This is a genomic window from Bacillota bacterium, assembly GCA_024655925.1.
In the GTDB taxonomy this organism is placed as follows: Bacteria; Bacillota; DTU025; order DTU025; family JANLFS01; genus JANLFS01.
Genome location: JANLFS010000030.1, coordinates 1 through 16,650, shown reverse-complemented (window position 1 = coordinate 16,650; position 16,650 = coordinate 1). Strand labels below are relative to the sequence as shown.

General features: G+C 60.5%; 16 protein-coding genes. 11 read left to right on the top strand and 5 right to left on the bottom strand.

What is annotated here, in order from left to right; all coding sequences use genetic code 11:
- Positions 1 to 372: 372 nt before the first annotated feature.
- From NUW23_06385 to NUW23_06365, 5 genes are all read left to right on the top strand, one after another.
- The gene (locus tag NUW23_06385) at positions 373 to 1,416 is read left to right on the top strand and encodes a substrate-binding domain-containing protein (GenBank protein ID MCR4425806.1); all 1,044 of its coding nucleotides are present in this window, start codon (positions 373 to 375) and stop codon (positions 1,414 to 1,416) included.
- Between the two features lie 90 nt (positions 1,417 to 1,506).
- The gene (locus NUW23_06380) at positions 1,507 to 2,223 is read left to right on the top strand and encodes an ATP-binding cassette domain-containing protein (GenBank protein MCR4425805.1); all 717 of its coding nucleotides are present in this window, start codon (positions 1,507 to 1,509) and stop codon (positions 2,221 to 2,223) included.
- A complete protein-coding gene (locus tag NUW23_06375; GenBank protein MCR4425804.1) occupies positions 2,220 to 3,032 on the top strand; it encodes an ATP-binding cassette domain-containing protein in 813 nt (270 codons plus the stop codon). The genes NUW23_06380 and NUW23_06375 overlap by 4 nt, the downstream gene beginning before the upstream one ends.
- A gap of 5 nt (positions 3,033 to 3,037) precedes the next feature.
- Entirely contained in the window at positions 3,038 to 4,030 is a 993-nt protein-coding gene (locus tag NUW23_06370) for an ABC transporter permease (protein MCR4425803.1), read from the top strand.
- Positions 4,012 to 5,004 carry an ABC transporter permease gene (locus NUW23_06365; GenBank protein MCR4425802.1) on the top strand — a complete coding sequence of 331 codons (993 nt, stop codon included), beginning with the start codon at positions 4,012 to 4,014 and terminating at the stop codon, positions 5,002 to 5,004. The genes NUW23_06370 and NUW23_06365 overlap by 19 nt, the downstream gene beginning before the upstream one ends.
- Here NUW23_06365 and NUW23_06360 read toward each other — a convergent pair.
- Entirely contained in the window at positions 5,001 to 6,101 is a 1,101-nt protein-coding gene (locus NUW23_06360; protein MCR4425801.1) for a zinc-binding dehydrogenase, read from the bottom strand. The genes NUW23_06365 and NUW23_06360 overlap by 4 nt on opposite strands.
- A gap of 13 nt (positions 6,102 to 6,114) precedes the next feature.
- Positions 6,115 to 7,989 (bottom strand): FAD-binding protein, encoded by a 1,875-nt coding sequence (locus tag NUW23_06355; protein ID MCR4425800.1) that lies wholly within the window; start codon positions 7,987 to 7,989, stop codon positions 6,115 to 6,117.
- A gap of 204 nt (positions 7,990 to 8,193) precedes the next feature.
- On the opposite strand from NUW23_06355, the gene eda reads away from it, so the two are divergent.
- Genes eda through NUW23_06340 form a run of 3 tightly spaced genes read left to right on the top strand, consistent with a single transcriptional unit; the run spans position 8,194 to position 10,400 of the window.
- The gene (eda, locus tag NUW23_06350) at positions 8,194 to 8,847 is read left to right on the top strand and encodes a bifunctional 4-hydroxy-2-oxoglutarate aldolase/2-dehydro-3-deoxy-phosphogluconate aldolase (GenBank protein ID MCR4425799.1); all 654 of its coding nucleotides are present in this window, start codon (positions 8,194 to 8,196) and stop codon (positions 8,845 to 8,847) included.
- Between the two features lie 30 nt (positions 8,848 to 8,877).
- Positions 8,878 to 9,372 carry a hypothetical protein gene (locus NUW23_06345; protein ID MCR4425798.1) on the top strand — a complete coding sequence of 165 codons (495 nt, stop codon included), beginning with the start codon at positions 8,878 to 8,880 and terminating at the stop codon, positions 9,370 to 9,372.
- A gap of 2 nt (positions 9,373 to 9,374) precedes the next feature.
- Positions 9,375 to 10,400, top strand: coding sequence for a sugar kinase (locus NUW23_06340; protein ID MCR4425797.1), 1,026 nt, complete (start codon positions 9,375 to 9,377; stop codon positions 10,398 to 10,400).
- Positions 10,401 to 10,610: 210 nt separating this feature from the next.
- On the opposite strand, the gene NUW23_06335 is transcribed toward NUW23_06340, so the two are convergent.
- On the bottom strand, positions 10,611 to 11,462 hold the full coding sequence (locus NUW23_06335) for a DegV family protein (protein ID MCR4425796.1): 852 nt from the start codon (positions 11,460 to 11,462) through the stop codon (positions 10,611 to 10,613).
- A 152-nt stretch (positions 11,463 to 11,614) separates the two neighbouring features.
- Here NUW23_06335 and NUW23_06330 point away from each other — a divergent pair, with 152 nt between their 5' ends.
- Positions 11,615 to 12,562, top strand: a complete 948-nt coding sequence (locus NUW23_06330; protein MCR4425795.1) for a dipeptidase — start codon at positions 11,615 to 11,617, stop codon at positions 12,560 to 12,562.
- Here NUW23_06330 and NUW23_06325 read toward each other — a convergent pair.
- Positions 12,559 to 13,410, bottom strand: coding sequence for a site-specific DNA-methyltransferase (locus NUW23_06325; GenBank protein ID MCR4425794.1), 852 nt, complete (start codon positions 13,408 to 13,410; stop codon positions 12,559 to 12,561). The two genes, NUW23_06330 and NUW23_06325, sit on opposite strands and share 4 nt — an antisense overlap.
- A 122-nt stretch (positions 13,411 to 13,532) precedes the next feature.
- Here NUW23_06325 and NUW23_06320 point away from each other — a divergent pair, with 122 nt between their 5' ends.
- Together NUW23_06320 and NUW23_06315 are read left to right on the top strand one after the other, a co-directional pair.
- Positions 13,533 to 14,270 (top strand): tRNA threonylcarbamoyladenosine dehydratase, encoded by a 738-nt coding sequence (locus NUW23_06320; GenBank protein MCR4425793.1) that lies wholly within the window; start codon positions 13,533 to 13,535, stop codon positions 14,268 to 14,270.
- A 9-nt stretch (positions 14,271 to 14,279) separates the two neighbouring features.
- Complete coding sequence (locus tag NUW23_06315) at positions 14,280 to 15,641, top strand: MFS transporter (GenBank protein MCR4425792.1); 1,362 nt, start codon at positions 14,280 to 14,282, stop codon at positions 15,639 to 15,641.
- A gap of 121 nt (positions 15,642 to 15,762) precedes the next feature.
- On the opposite strand, the gene NUW23_06310 is transcribed toward NUW23_06315, so the two are convergent.
- A partial coding sequence (locus NUW23_06310; protein ID MCR4425791.1) for a hypothetical protein occupies positions 15,763 to 16,650 on the bottom strand: 888 nt, incomplete at its 5' end.

Below are 16,650 nucleotides of genomic sequence, written 5' to 3'. Positions count from 1 at the left end.
TCATGACCTGAATAACGCAGCCCGATGGCCTTACGGCCGATGAGCTGAGGCTGATCAGCTCCAGGCCTGCTTACCGCAAGCCCCCGGCTTTAGCCGTGGGGTAGCTGACGGCATACCCACCTTTCGGGCACGCTGCAGAACGAGAGTCCGCGAAGTGCAACAAAGTGCCATTTCGATAGTTTCTGCGCATCTTGTCCTATCCCTGCTTGCACTGACCAGTCCTATTGCCGGTGGATAGGCTGGTCAAGAGACCCACCCATGGTGAAGGAATCCGGGCTCATTGGTAGAATATCTACACACACCCGGAAACTGAGTTCCACAAGGCGCAACCCGGTTCCGGAAGACTAGACCCCGGGAGGAGGATTTCGGCAGATGTTCAGAGTGAAGCCAGGCCGTGTGGTTGCTTTGGTGGTCGTGGCCGTCGTGGTGGCATCGGCCTTCGGCGTTGCAGCCGGAGCGCCCGTGGACGTCGCCAAGTTCAAGAAGGCGCCGCCCTACGTGATCGCACTCTGCAACATGTCGGTGGTGAATGCCTGGCGAGTCGCCATGGTTGAGGAGTTCAAGGCTGCGGCGGCTAGTTCTCCGTTGATCTCCAAGGTAGAGATCACCGATGCAGGTGGGCAGATCCAGAAGCAGATCGCGGACATGGAGGACCTCATCGCGAAGAAGGTTGATGCGATCCTGATCACGGCACAAAGCCCGTCGGCCTTGTCGCCCGCGGTTGAGAAGGCTGTGAGAGCGGGCATCCCCGTCATCGCCTTTGACAACATCGTCGACACTCCTGTTACCACAGTCAAAGTCATAGCGGACCAGCAGGAACTGGGTGCCTCCATGGCCAGGTGGCTCGTGCAAGAGCTCGGCGGGAAGGGCAAGGTCTTCGCCCTGGGCGGTGTGGCCGGTGCTCCGGCGGCGGTCCAGAGGTGGGAGGGCGCTTCGCGTGAGTTCAAGAAGGCACCTGGAATTCAGGTCATAGGGCCGAACTGGGTCAACTGGGCTTATGACAAGGCCAAGCAGACTGCAGAGAACCTCCTCGCTGCTCACCCGGACGTCGCTGGGATCTGGACTGACGGTGGCGGCTCCGCCCAGGGTGCCCTCGAGGTTGTTCTGGCGAGCGGACGAGTAATCCCCGTGACGGGGACAGCGTCCAACGGATTCGTGAAGATGTGGGCGCAGGCAAAGCCGAAGGGCTTCAAGTCTTACAGCGCCACGGCGATCCCCGGCGACGTTCTAGTCGCGCTCGACATCGCGCTCAACATCTTGCAGGGCAAGCCGACTGAGAACATCGTCTACTCCCCACTCGCCATAGTCGACAACAGCAATGTGGACAAACTGGCCAGGTTTGACCTGTCGGATGAGTTCTGGGTCCACTGCACTCTTCCTGAGGAGATCATCACCAAGCTCTGGGGGAAGAAGTAACCCGCTAGTAAACACAGCACATCTATGAGGCCGCCTGGGGGACCCGGTCTACCCGGGTCCTCCAAGTCGCCTCTTGCGAGGCTGAGTCCAGTGGTTGGGAACCCATACGTTCTTGAGATGGTCCAAATAGAAAAATCGTTCCCAGGTGTCTATGCTCTCCGAGGGGTGGATTTCCGGTGTAGACCAGGAACCGTGCATGGTCTCGTCGGCGAGAACGGCGCAGGGAAATCCACTCTCATCAAGATCCTGGGAGGAGTCATCCCTCCGGATTCAGGGAAGATCATCCTGAAAGGCCGGCAGGTTGTCGTGGGGAGCCCGGCGCAAGCCGCAAAACTTGGAATCTCCACCATTCATCAGGAACTCAATTTGATCCCCGCACTCACGGTTGCCCAGAACATCCTTCTCGGGCACGAGGTGGTCAAAAGGTTCGGGACGATCGACCGGACGGCGTCGCATGGGCGCGCGAAAAAGCTTCTTTCACTAGTGGGGGTGGATGTCGACCCGGGTACGCCCGTGGGAAGGCTGAGCCTGGCGCAGAAGCAGCTCGTGGAGATCGCCAAGGCACTGTCAGTGGAGGCAAGCGTCATAGTGATGGATGAACCCACGGCCGCGCTCAACGGGCATGAGGTCGAAAGCCTTTTCACACTCATACGCAGGCTCGTTTCCGAGGGACAGACGGTCATCTTCATCTCGCACAGACTTGAGGAGATCTTCGCCATCTGCGATGAGATAACGGTGCTCAGGGATGGCACGGTGGCAGGCGGAGGTCCTGTCAGGACCTCGACCGGGATTTGCTCGTCAAGATGATGACCGGTAAGGCCGTCTCCCTCGCGCGTCTTCCGGGCAAAGTGCCAGTCTCACGCGAAGTTCTTTTGGAAGTCTCGGGGCTGTGCGCGGGTTCCTGGTTCTCGAACGTATCCTTTAAGGTGCACCGTAATGAGATCGTCGGGCTCGTCGGATTGGAGGGGCAGGGTCAGCGCGAGGTCCTTCGGGCGCTGTTTGGGGCCATGAAGCTCGACCACGGGACTGTTCGTGTCAACGGCCGGGAGGTAAGACTGCGGAACCCGAGGGATGCCATGAGGTCCCGGATCGCTTTCGTCCCAGAAGAGAGGAAGCTCGAGGGTGTCTGCCTCAGGTTGAACCTTGCCAACAACATCTGCCTTCCGACTGTGGACGCCCGGCAGTCCTTCGGGTTTGTGGATTCCGCCCGGGAACAGCAACTGGTGTCGAGACTCATCGGCGAACTCCGGATAAACCCACCGTCCCCTGGTCATCTCGCCAACAACCTGTCAGGTGGCAACCAGCAGAAGGTAGTAGTCGCGAAATGGCTTGCAGCCGAACCGTCAGTGCTCCTTTTCTCCGAGCCCACCCGGGGCATAGATGTCGGGGCCAAGGAAGAGATCTACCAGCTGATGCGCCTGATCACTGACGCGGGAGGCGGCGTTCTCATGGTTTCCAGCGATATGCTGGAAGTGATGCGTATCTGCGACAGGATCATCGTAATGCACGACGGCAGGGTAGTGCGGGAGTTCGACGCTGAGACCGCAGATCGGGAGACAATCATGGCGGCGCAATGGGGTATCACTGCAGAGACCGAAGCAGAAGCGTGTAGGTGAACGGGATGAACAGAGGACTGGCGGCGCCCCCTGCGATTGTGCATCGGAGATGGATCAGCGGAGGGATCACCTCGAATCCCGCCATGCCCATCTACGTTATCCTCGCAGTGATCTTCGTTGTATCCTCAATCCTGTCCCCAACTTTCCGGACAGCATACAACTTCAGAAACCTGCTCGTTCAGGCGGTGGCATTAGTCATCGTCGCCTGTGCACAGACGTTCGCGATTCTCGCGGGCGATGTGGACCTGGCGGTCGGCGGGGTCATAAGCTTAGCGACGGTAATCGCCGCGAGGTTCATGGTAGACTCGGGCGGCAGCATGCTGGGCTGGAGCCTCCTAATACTCCTACTGGGGGCAGTCATCGGGGCAGTCAACGGAGTTCTGGTTTACCGGGTTCGAGTGGAGGCCATGGTGATCACCTTGGCAACCAACGGCGCACTCATGGGGCTAGCGCTTGCGGTGCTGCCCTACCCGGGAGGGTCCATCCCTTACAGGTTCATGCAGGCGGTGACGGGAGAGATCCGGGGGGTATCCATCCCCGTCGTCGGGGCCGCCCTGATCGCAGTCGGGTCTTGGTGGGTCCTCAACCGCTCGCGCCTGGGCGTCCATATTCGGGCAGTTGGAGCCGATCCCGAGACCGCGTTCCGGGCCGGGATCGGGGTCGAGAGGACAAAGGTGGCGGCACACGCCATTGCCGGACTGCTCGCGGCCGTCTCTGGGCTGTTCCTGGCGGCAAGGTTCGCGTCCGGCGATGCGGCATCTGGCGTTCCTTTCAGCCTTGATTCGATGACTGCAGTCATAGCCGGAGGGGCGACGTTTGCGAGCGGGGTCGGGGAGGTTTGGGGATCGGTTGCCGGGGCATGTCTCATCGTGGTCCTGGGGAACGTCTTCAACCACCTGGGGGTGTCCACCTACTACCAGTACCTGCTCAAAGGAGTACTGCTGGTGATCGCGGTTGCGGGAGGGGCGTTGAGACGGAAATGGCTCGAGATGAAATGACAGCGGTTGCTGAACGCAGGAGTTCCAGAATCAGGCTTGGGATCGCGGGCTACTTGGCTATGGCATCAGTGGTCCTCTTCCTCGTGTCAGGGATTGTGAGCCCCAGGTTCCTCACGCCGGCGAATGCGCTCAACCTGCTCAAACAGGCCGTCCCACTGGGCATCATCGCCATCGGCCAGACCATGGCCATACTGACCGGAGGCGTTGACCTCTCGGTGGGATCTGTCGCAATCCTGTCAAACGTGGTCGCCGCTGCACTTCTCAAGGGGGCGGATGCAAACAACCTCCGCGCCATATTCTGGGTACTAATGGTTGCGGGTGGGTGTGGGCTTCTCAACGCCGTGGGCATAACGAAACTCGGCATACCGGCCTTTGTGATGACTCTGGGAACAGGAATCATCGCTGAGGGCGCAGCACTTGTGTACACACGTGGGGCGCCTTCCGGCGGAGCATCTCCTTACCTGAGGTTCATCGGGAACGGGAAGATTGGGATTGTTCCGGTCTCGTTCCTCCTTTGGATCCTCCTGTCCATCGGAATCACCATCGTTCTCAGAAAGACGGTCTTCGGGCGCAAGATCTATGCAGTCGGCGCCAACAAGAGGGTCGCCGGACTCTCCGGTGTCAACGTCGATCGTGTGATCATCGCCGTCTACATCCTGAGCAGCATCACGGCAGCCATCTCTGGCTTGGTCGTCACCGGCTACATCGGCACCGGTACCCTGGACTGGGGGGAGGATTACCGCCTCAGGTCCATGGCGTCAGTGGTCATGGGAGGTACTCCGTTCAGTGGAGGCGTCGGAGGGTACCCTGGCACTTTCGCAAGTGTGCTCGTGCTCACGGTTCTCTCCGGGCTACTGACGATCCTGAACGTGAGCGAGCCGGTGCGCCGGGTCATCTACGGCCTCATCATCCTGGGCGTCCTCGCCATGAGTTCCGCGGGGATCAGGGTGAGAAAACGGGGGCTCAGGCCCTAGGGGATCAGTACCGCCTTTACTGCCTCCCGGTCTCGGACCGCCGCTAAGGCCTCGTTTGCCCGATCGAGCGGGAACCGGTGGGTGACCATCTTCGCGAAGGCCTCCTGGTTCGCCATCACCAAGCTGAAGGCCTCATCGAGGTGACGTGCGTCGCTCACCCAGACTCCCTGCAGGGAGATAGTACGCCTGGTCAGCCCGAAAATGTCAACCGGCATTGTGCCTGAAGGCACCGCGAACCCCGGCAGGCTCACACTACCCCCAGTGGAAACGATGTCGATGGCCTCGCGAACCACATCATGGCTCCCAGCGGCATCGAACACCGTTCTAGCCCCCCGGCCTCCGGTTGCGTCCATTATCATCTCTCGCCGCTCATCCGGACTGGTCTCGTTCCTGTTGATGGTGTGGGTGGCCCCAAGCATCTGGCAGATCTCAAGCCTGAGGCCGGTTCCGCCGACCACGATCACCCGTGACGCCCCGCGTGCCCTTGAGAAAGCCACCAGAAACGCGCCCAGTGGACCGGGTCCGTAGATGACCACAGAATCGCCGACGCGGATATCCGCAAGCTCTGCGGCGTGCGCTGCTGTGGCACCTGAGCAGGATGCCGCCACCAGAATCGCGGGGTCGATTTGCTGAGCGTCGCGAGAGCGCAGTGAAAGGATTCTCGTCCCTGGTCTCAGCATCAGGTGTGTGGCATAGCACCCGTTGAGGTGGGGCGGCTCGGCTGCTCCGATATGGATGCCGTAGGCACGCCTGCTCGCGCAGAGGGCCGGGCGACGCTCTATCACGCACATCCTGCACGCCCCGCACATGATCCCTCGATCCCAGATGATGGGGTCACCGGGGGCAAGCTCATGACCGTCTACATCGGTCACGCGCCCTCCTACCGCTTCAACGTGCCCAACCCCTTCGTGGCCCAGGATGATGGGTAGGGGGGTCCTGGGGTCTTTCCCCTGATACATGTGGAGGTCGGATCCGCAGACACCTGCGGCAGAGAGCCTCACAAGCACATGCCCGTCGGGAATCGTGCCCACCCCGAACTCCCGCATCACGAGGGGGTTCCTGAAGGCTTCAAGGACCATCGCTCGCGCTGTGACCATACAGTTACACCACCTATTCGTCTTCGCAGTTGGACCTCACAGGCTTTCGCACTTCGAGGCCATTTCGGCTGACCACAATGTACTTCCGCCACCTACTGTCGTCCCTTGGCATGGGCAGAGGAGAATCGGGCCGCTCGAACATGAGGTGGGGCCCACGACTCTCGTCACGCTCAGACGCCGAGGAGACGATGGCGGCTGCCACGTCAAGCATGAGGTCGGTCTCAACGGCGTAGAGAGGTCCATGCCCGTCGACACCTACACCAGCTTCGCGGATGGCTGCGAGTTCCCTGGCCGCCTGCTTCAACCCACTTTGGGTCCGCACTACTCCGCACGACATCGCCATGGTCCGCCGGAGCCTGGCTCGCGCCTCGGTGGCAGGAAGATTGCCATTGGGTAACGGAAGAAGGCCGTTACCCATTGGGAGCAGGTCTCCGCCTGCTGCCGTGTCCCCGGGAGCCGACGCTTCCTCACAACCTCTCATGACGGCAAGTGCCTCTCTTGCGGCTTCCAGGCCCGCAATTCTCCCGAAGACCTGGCAGTCCATGAGGGCGTTGCCGCCTGGGCGATTTGCCCCGTGTTGCCCGCCGGCCACTTCACCTGCGGCGAACAAACCCGGAACAGTTGTCTCGGCCCTGGGCCCGATCTTGACTCCGCCCTGGAAATGCTGGATGCTCGGGGCGATCTCAATCCTGTCCCCGCGGACCAGGTCGATCCCGCGCTCGAGGAACCACTGGACCACCGGCGGGTTTATCTCCCGCAGACGGTTTATTGGCGAGGCCGCCCTGACTTCAGCGGGGACTTCCTGTTTGATCTCGCTCCTGTACCTCTCCATAACATTCGAAGGCAGTGCGGACATGTCGAACCCTTCGGGATTTCGGGACAGGTCAAGATAAACCCTGTGCCCTCGCTCGATCTCGCGGTGGACCGCAACGTCTATGAGGCACGTGCGGTGCTCGGCGGAGACGGGCCAGGTTGCGCCCTTGTTGAAAAGAAGCGCATAGATCTCAGCCGGGTCCTCCCCGGGGAAGCTTGCGAGCAGGAACTCGTGGTCCTCTTCATTCACAACCCTGGGAATGCACCTCATAATACTACCGGAACATGCAAGCTTGGTGGAAACGGATGAGAGGCCGATCTGTATGAATTCCATGTTGACCAATTCCGCTCCGGCGCGGATGGCGATCCCGGTTCCGGAGCCGGTGCACTCCTCAGGGAACAGGTTGGTCTCGAAGACCTGTCCGGGACCGCCTGTCCCGAGCACGACTGCCCCGGCGAGTATGACGACAGGCGTGCCGTCAGCACCTAGTCTGACATCGCCATGATAAGCCACGGGGTTCTCCCGCATGAAGGTGGCGCCGCACACCCTGCCGTCCCTGGTAATGAGGGACACAGCGACTAGCCCTTCCACGACCCCAATGGGCAGTTCCTTGACGCGCCGTACGAGCGCCTGTTCAATGTCGACTGCCGTGTACGGGCCGGTGTAACAAGCGCGCGGGTATTCGGAGCCGTCTGTCACAAACTGTAACGGGGTTCCGTCGGGTCGTTTTGCGAAAGGGACACCTAATGAGTCCAAGTATCGGAACGCCTCGGCGGAGCCCCGGGCCAGGATCTCAGCGAGGGGCTCGTCTGACACCTGCCCCCCGATATTGAAGATGTCTTGAGCATGGTAGATCCAGTTATCAGGCCCACCCGGGGGTGTTGTGGGCAGCGTGACGTGGAATGCCATCCGGTCGGAACACGCTTTGGCGGTCACTCCACTCCCGCCCAGTACACCGCGGGTGGCCAGCACCACCCTAAGGCTGGGCGCGGACTCCCAGGCAGCAATGGCCGCGCGGAGCGCCGCCCCGCCGCTTCCTATGACTAGCACTCCGGCCCGGAGGGGAAAGCCCATCACGTTCTCCTCCTGATCCAGCGCACCGCCGATTTGGTGCGCAGCGTGGGTTGATGTTTCAAGTATTCGTCGCAGGGAGGGCTAGTCCTTCGAACACGAACCTCTTCTGTTGAAGGATTCTGCGTAGGGGCGGAGAAATGTATCGTATAGCGCAACCTGGTTTCACAACCATGGATACCAATCTCATCTATGGGGGGAGATAGAATGGCGTTGACTCAGAAAGAACGCAACCTTGAGGTGCTCGTGGAGACCGGCGTGGTCGCGGTGATCCGTGCTCAGAGCTCAGGTGAGCTGCTTGACGTCGTCCGGGCCATAGAGGCAGGAGGCGTCCGGGCCATCGAGATAACCATGACTACTCCAAATGCGATTGACGTCATCAAGGACGTCTCACGGGAACTCGGCAGCAAGGTGGTGGTGGGAGTCGGCACAGTCCTCGACGCTGAGACTGCACGCATGGCAATCCTGGCCGGAGCGGAGTTCGTGGTCTCACCCGTTTTCAAGCAGGAGATCATCTCCATGGCGAAGCGCTATTCCAAGATCGTGATCCCGGGTGGTTTCACTCCCACCGAGATCCTGGCCGCCTGGGAGGCCGGAGCAGATGTTGTCAAAGTGTTCCCCGCAACGAAACTGGGGCCGGAGTTCTTCAAGGATATGAAAGGTCCGTTTCCTCAGATCCTGCTCACGCCCACTGGCGGAGTAGACCTTTCTACTGCGGGAGCGTTCATCAAGGCCGGTGCGAGTTTCCTCGGAGTCGGGACTGCGCTCACCGACAAGAAGATGATAGCCGAGAAGAGGTGGGACGATCTTGCAGCTCACGCTCGCAAGTTCATCGACGAGGTGGCGCGGGCACGGGCGTAACCGCAGACGAGCACGAGGAGGCGAGTTCTATTGAACCCGGGAGAAATGGCAGTAGGGCAGATCACGTCCCCGGAGTTCCGGGGATACGGAGAACCTGTCGAGATTCCTGCTGGCGCACTTGACAGCGAGGGAACCGCGGCGTTGTGGGCGGCGGAAGTGTTTGCATCCAGATACGGTGTCCCGAAATCCGATGTGAAAACCGCCGTGCTTGAGTATGCTCCCTCTAGGGAATACACAGCACTCGAAGTCCACAAGGAGTCTCCCCAGCTGTTTGTAGCCCTTGTCGGACGGATGGCCGTACCGGTCGCCCCTGCCTGTTCAAGACAGGGCCTGTGCTTCTTCGAACTAGACCGAGGACAGGCGGCAGTCGTGTTCCCAAGTATCTGGCATGCCAAACCAATTGCGCTCGACCCGAGTGGGGCCACCTTCCTGTACGCTCTCGCGGCTGGCACGTCGGAACGCGACACTCTAAAGGAGAAGTTGCCGGAGAGCTTCACCATCACTGAGGATGATTGGAGGAGGTAAGGTTGGCGAAGAAGGTAGTCACGTTCGGGGAGATCATGTTGAGACTGTCTCCCCCAGGATACCAGCGTTTTGTGCAAGCCGGCTCATTCGATGTGGTCTACGGCGGAGGAGAGGCAAACGTGGCTGTCTCCCTCGCCGGGTTCGGTCTCGACTCCTATTTCGTCACTAGGGTTCCGCGGCACGAGATAGGACAGTCGGCTGTGAACCACCTCCGACGGTTCGGGGTTCGGACGGACTACATAGTCCGTGGTGGCTCCAGGCTCGGCATCTACTTCCTTGAGATGGGTGCGTCACAACGGCCCTCCAAAGTCATCTACGACAGGGCGAACTCCTCGATCTCGGAGATCAGCCAGGGTGAGATCGACTGGGGCCGGGTGTTCGAAGGTGCCGATTGGTTCCATTTCACCGGCATCACTCCAGCCCTGGGAGACAGGGCCGCCGCGGCAACCCTGGAGGCCGCCCGGACCGCGAAGGAGATGGGGCTCACAGTCAGCGCGGACCTAAACTACAGGAAGAACTTGTGGACGCCTGAGAAGGCCCGTGAGGTCATGACGGGTCTCATGAAGTATGTGGACGTAGTCGTGGCAAACGAGGAGGACGCAGACAAGGTTTTTGGAATCCGTGCTGAGAGGACGGACGTGACCCGAGGGGAGATCGACTCGGCCGCCTATCGTGACGTGGCCGCCAAACTGGTGGAGATGTTCGGCTTTGACAAGGTGGCAATTACTCTCCGGGAAAGCATATCGGCATTCGACAACATATGGTCAGGCATGCTCTTCGATGGCTCAGAGCATCTGTTCTCCAAGAAATACCCCGTCCACATCGTGGACCGCGTGGGCGGCGGGGATGCCTTCGCGGCAGGGTTGATTCATGGCATCCTGAGCGGGAAGTCATCACGCGACGCTTTGGAGTTCGCTGTGGCGGCGTCATGCATCAAACACTCCATCTTCGGAGATTTCAACTTGGTGACCGTGGACGAAGTAGAGGCACTCGCGAAGGGAGACACCTCAGGGCGGGTCCAGCGCTGACAACGTCCCAGTGCACCGAAGGCCGAGGTGGTTGAGCCCCAGTCCTGTGAAAGACTTGAGGAACCGAAGTAAGCAAGGCCCCGGGCCAACAACATGTAGGCCTGGGGCCGGTCTTTTGCGGCGGGGGAGATCGCTGGCAATGTGTCGGAGCCCACCTCGGCAGGGCGGGCGACTGAACACCATGGAGTCATGGAATACTCGAGATTCCAGTTACTTCGTCATGTATATGATCCCGATGGTTCCCGGCCCGCAGTGGCTGGAGATGACGCTCCCGGCTTTGGTTGAGAGGATCTCCCGAGTGTCCGGCGCGACCTTCTTGATGCTGTCAACGAGGTGCAGCGCATCCTCGGGGCACCCAGTCTGGGTGACGAACACGCGATCTGGGACAAAGCTGGGCACATTCGCCTGGAACTCTGATACCAGGTGGTCAAGGGCTCTCTTTCTCGATCCGCGGACCTTTGCGGAAACCACCATACCTCCGTCAACCACCGAGATTACGGGCCTTAGGTGAAGAAGTGAACTGGCCAAGGCCTGCACCCCCGAGCACCTGCCGCCCATGCGGAGGTAGTCCAGGGTGTCTATGATGAAGGAAGTGCGCACCTTGGGTCGAGCATCCGAAACGGCCGTGACGATCTCGTCCGCGGTGGCGCCCTTAGCCGCAAGGTCGCACGCGAATATGACCAAGATCCCGATGCCGGTGGACAAGTTCTCCGAATCGATGATACGGACACGTCCCGGAGGGAGCATGTCAGCTGCCATCCTCGCATTCTGGACACCAGCTGAGAACTTGCTGGAGATGCCGATGTAGATGAGTTCGTCCGACTCCTGGAGAACCTCCTGGAACGCGGACATATAGACGCCCGGGCTAGGAGCGGAAGTGGTAGGCAGGCAGCCTTTTTCCCTTACCATTTCGAAAAGACGGTCTGCAGTGATATCTATCCCGTCACGATAGCTCTCGGACTCAAAGATGGTGTAAAACGGTATTACGGGCACATTGTACCGCCGCGCAAGCTCTGTGCCCAAGTCAGCAGTGGAGTCAGTAACGATTCTCACTCCTGGCATGATGGTCACCCTCCCGCACACATTACAGAGCGAGTGCTCCACCTGAGCCTCCAGTTCATCCTACCACTTAAGGGTGACTTTGCGCAATACAGGGAGCTGGAGGAGTGGTATACTCAAGTGGACGACTGTGGCAAGCAAGGGGGTCGACCTTCATGTTCATGATGGATGCCCACTGCGACACCTTGATGGATGTGGTGAGCGGGCGTCGCAAGCTGGGGGAGACCGGCCGTGGCGGGCACCTGGATCTCCCCAGGATGGCTGAGGCCGGCATGTCCGCACAGGTATTCGCCATATACGTCCCGGAGGAATTCCTGCCAGGTGCTTCCGCAACACGCGCCATGCGATACGTGGACGCCTTCTACCAGGAGGCCGAGACGGAAGGAAGCCTCCTCGCTCCCGCGACGAGAGCTCAAGACGTGGCGTGCGCGAAAGAGCGGGGCAAGATCGCCGGGTTCCTCTCCATCGAAGGCGGCGAGGTCCTAGAGGGCAGCATTGAACTGCTCAGGATATTCTATAGGCTGGGCGTAAGACTTATGACTCTCACATGGAGCAATCGCAACCAGATCGCTGACGGATGCTATGAGGAGCGCACACGAGGCGGCCTCACCAGGTTCGGTGTGGAGGTTGTCCGGGAGATGGACCGGCTTGGCATGGTGGTCGACGTCTCGCACCTTTCGGAGGCAGGATTCTGGGACGTGATGGAGGTCTCCACGCGGCCGGTCATAGCCTCCCACTCCAATTCCAAGGTGTTGTGGTCGCATCCACGAAACCTCACGGACGAACAGGCCCGTGCCATCGCGGAGAAAGACGGCGTCATCGGAGTATCCTTCGTTGGCCTCTTCCTTGGTGATGGGCGAAGGACCATAGGTGGGATTGCCGACCACATCGACCATTTCGCCAACCTGGTAGGGCCGGAACATGTTGGCATCGGTTCCGACTTCGATGGGATGTCCGACGAGTATCTCCCCGCCGGGATCTCGAGTGTGCTGGATTTCCCGGCCGTGGCCGGCGAACTGGCTCACCGGGGCTACTCGGATGAGGAGATTTCCGGGATCATGGGCGAAAACCTCCTTCGAGTTGTGGGGAGTGTCATAGGCTAGAAGAGGGTCTGTTGGACCTCACAAGCCTTGCGCACTTTGGCTAGGCCCAGGTCGAAGTATGACTCATCGATTTCGAACCCCACGAAAGAGACGCCAAGGCGGATGCATGCAAGAGCGGTGTTCCCGATGCCCATGAACGGATCCATGACGAGGTTGCACCGTTCGAGCCCGTGCAGCTTGATGCACATCTCCGGGAGGCGCACAGGGAATGTCGCGGGGTGTGGACGATCGGCCTCGGAACTCTGGATGGTCTCGTAAGGGATGAACCATGTGTTTCCTCGGCATCTCCTGCCGGACTGGGCGCCCTCCCAACGACCGATGTTGCTCTTGTCCTGATAGGGCACTCCGACGGCGAGCCGATCCAGTGCCACGTCACCGGCCTTCGTGAGGTGAAAGATATACTCGTGGCAGTCGTTGAGAAACCTCTTGCTCCGGATGGGTTTGTAGTGGCCGACGGCCACGTCGCCGGTTATGCCGGGGTAGTTGCCGACGTCCGCGTGGGCGATGGCAATGGATTTGATCCAGTGGATCACGTTCTGCAGCTGGAAAAGCGGTCGAAGCACAAAAAGGACTTCGTAAGGTACCCAGGGGTCTGTCGGCTTTGACCCTATGTTGAGGAAGAGTGAGCCTCCTGGGGAGAGAGCGTGGGCGACTTGGGAGGCCCATTCCCGAGTCCACTCCAGATACTCCTGCCGGCTGATGCGGTCGTCGTACGAGTTGTAGTTGATGCCGAGATTGTACGGCGGGGAGGTGACCACCACATCAACCGAACCAGGATCGACTGTCTTGGGGATCCCTGATAGGCAGTCGAAGTTTGCGAGGACGCAGGTGTGGCTGCCGTCCGGCATCGTAATTTCTTCTATGCGGCTGGGTGCTTCCATCTGCAAACCCCCACTGGGAAGTTCTCACGCTGTGCACAACTGAGGCTTTTCGACGTCTTCGGGCTCTGCCCTTCAAGGAGGACGCGAGAATGAGCACTGATCATCACTCTGAGGACATGTTCTCCAGGACCGCTCTTCTGATCGGCTCTGAAGGAGTTGCGCAACTCGCTGCCAGTTCTGTCCTTGTGGTGGGGCTGGGCGGGGTTGGCTCGGCATGTGCAGAGGCGCTTGCCCGGGCGGGGGTAGGTGCGTTGACTCTAGTAGATGGAGACGTGGTAACTGAAAGCAACCTGAACCGGCAGATCGTCGCGGTCCGGCCGGCCCTCGGGAAGCACAAAGCGGAGGCGATGGCCGAGAGAGTGGCCGCGATCAACCCAGGATGCCGGGTCACGTCGGTGGTCGAGTTCATCTCCGCCGGCAACATCCCGCGCATGCTCGAAAGCAAGCCAGATTACGTTGCAGATGCGATCGACTCGGTCCCGGCCAAGCTCGACCTGATCGAGGCATGTCTTGGGTCCCGCATCAGAATAGTATCTTCCATGGGCGCTGGGAACAAACTCGACCCCACCAGGTTCAGGGTCTCCGATATTTCGAAGACCCACACATGCCCCATGGCGAGGGCGGTTCGCCTGGGGCTCCGCGAGAGAGGGATCGATCGCGGGCTCACCGTGGTCTTCTCAGATGAACCACCCCGTTCTCAGAAGTCTCGTGTCCCAGGGAGCATCTCTTTCGTGCCGCCTGCAGCTGGCCTCGCAATGGCTGGCGTGATCGTCCGGGACCTCGCCCTTCTGGGACGAAGCGAGGCTTCCTCACTGCGCAAGGAGTGATCTTGGATCATGTCCTCCAGCTACGACGACAACAGAAGTCGGAAATGGCTCATCTTCGCTCTGTGTTCGTGCGCATACTTCCTCTCCCATTTTCACAGAGTCTCCCCTGCCGTTATCGCAGAGAACCTCCTGACTGAGTATGCGATCACTGCTGCCCAGCTAGGATTGTTGGCGTCCACCTACTTCTATGTCTACTGCGCGCTGCAGATCCCTTTCGGGATCTTCACGGACATGCTCGGGTCTCGGGCGGTGATCTCGATCAGCACGGCCATCGCCACTGTCGGTGTGCTGCTCTTCAGCGCCAGTCATACCTGGAGAATGGCAGTAGCCGCACGGGTGATCACTGGGTTAGGCGCGGCCGGTGTCTACATCCCCACATTGCAGCTTCTGTCCCGGATCTCAGGACCAGGCGAGTTCTCGACCATGGTTGGGCTATTCGGGGCCGCCGGCCACCTCGGTTCGCTGGTCGCCACTAGCCCTCTCGCGCTCGCGGTGTCCGCCATCGGGTGGAGGCAGTCCTTCGTGATCATCGGCGTCATCACCATCTTAGTGACTGTGGCATGCTGGGTGTTCCTGCGGAACCCCGAGCCTGCGCAGACAGGTGCGACAGGAGTCCTCGTGAACGGCGATCCTCCGGCCGCGTCGGCGGATCGCCGGAGTCAGGCACACACCTGCGCAACCTCGAATGCAGGAGGGAACGCGGCACGGTCCCGGTGGACTGTCCTGTCGGGCCTGTTGCCAATCATGCTCCTCGGGGCGACGGCTTTCTTCAAGTACGGACCTCTCATGGGGTATCAGGGGCTATGGGGCGTGCCTTACCTGATGGACGTCAAGGCAATGACGAAGATAGAGGCGAGCAACATGATGATGGTGGTCTCCCTCGCATGCATGGTAGGCGGACCCCTAGCGGGCTTTCTCGTCGACCGCCTGGGGTTTCGGAGGAGAGTGGTTTTTGTCACCGGGTCACTGCTGTACGCTCTGGCGTGGGTTCCGCTCGCCTTCTTCACCGCGTCCGCGCCGACATGGCTGCTCTACGCAAGCGCCGTCCTCATCGGCGTTCCCACTACCGCCCTTGCGGTCGTGGGCTTCGGAATGGCGAAAGACTACGCCGGGAGCAACAAGGCCGGGACTGGAATGGCGGTAGTCAACGCCTGCACCCTTTTTGGCGCGGCCGTGTTCCAGCCGCTCATGGGCTGTCTGATAGACAAGGCCGCTGCAGGCGGCCCCGCGACCGCAGCTGCATATGCCTCCGCGTTCCGGGTGACGTTTGCTGGGGTGGCCCTGATGGTGGTCGGGGCGTACCTGATTCGAGACCCCAAGGACCGGGCAGTTGGAAGCCGCGGTAGGAACGTGCGGGCTGGGGTGTTGTGATCCGCGCCGCTGCCCGAATCGTGCCGGCCTTGATGTAGGAACATGCAGGCGGGGGTGTGATGCCGGCGTGACCCTTGTGCACTACGCCCCGGGTCTCCGGCCGGCGCCTGACGGCCCATTTCTACCTTAGCTGCCACTCTGCTTGCTGGATCATGCCTGATGCAGGGTCGATCAGCTTCTCATCGAGCCAATACACGAGGAGCCCGTCGGTCATCCGGTAGACCCAGACGCGCTTGTAGCGCTTGCCCCACTCGAAGATCGCCACGATGGGCACTCCGGTCGTGGTTGTCCCCACATAGCTGACTTCTACTTGACTCTTCGTGATGGGATCGTACTCATCGAGCCGGTCCCCGTTTCTCAGACGGGCCAACCAAGCAGGTGGTATCCAGAACCCGCCCGCCAAGAGGCCGGGACCCGTATGGACCGTTAGCGCGGCATCCGCCGGTTGCCCGCTGAACACCCGCTGTACTCTGGCCTCAGTCCAGTTGTGGCCGACGTTAGTGAACACGACCTCGAGAACCGCCGGAACCGGGATGTTCGGGCCGGTCGCTGGGAGCCAGGTCTTGATATGTCCCTGGTAGGTCATCTGCATCCCGGCCTTGAACGAACTCGGGACCGAACTGCCAGCCCACGGGACTAGCAACTGGCGCGTGGTCACGAGCTCCATAACCGAGACGTGGCACAAGTTGCGATCAGACGTCGGGGACCACTGGGCATGGTAGAGCATCAACCCGGACTCGGGATCCACCACCCATATGTACCTCCGGCCGTCCTCGGCGGAATCATAGTCGAATCTGTAGGCCTCGTAGACCCGGCCATTTGCTTCGTAGCTGACCTGGACGGTGGTCAGAGGATAGCGGGGTATCTTCAGGATCTCTTTGAAGACACTCGGGTTGACCCAGAAGTCGCCCACTCCCGCGTGGCCCATACTGGATGTATCATCCCAGGGTATCAGGAGATCCCCCACGAACACGGTGCTGTGGGTCACGGAGGACCTTGTCGTCAGGGC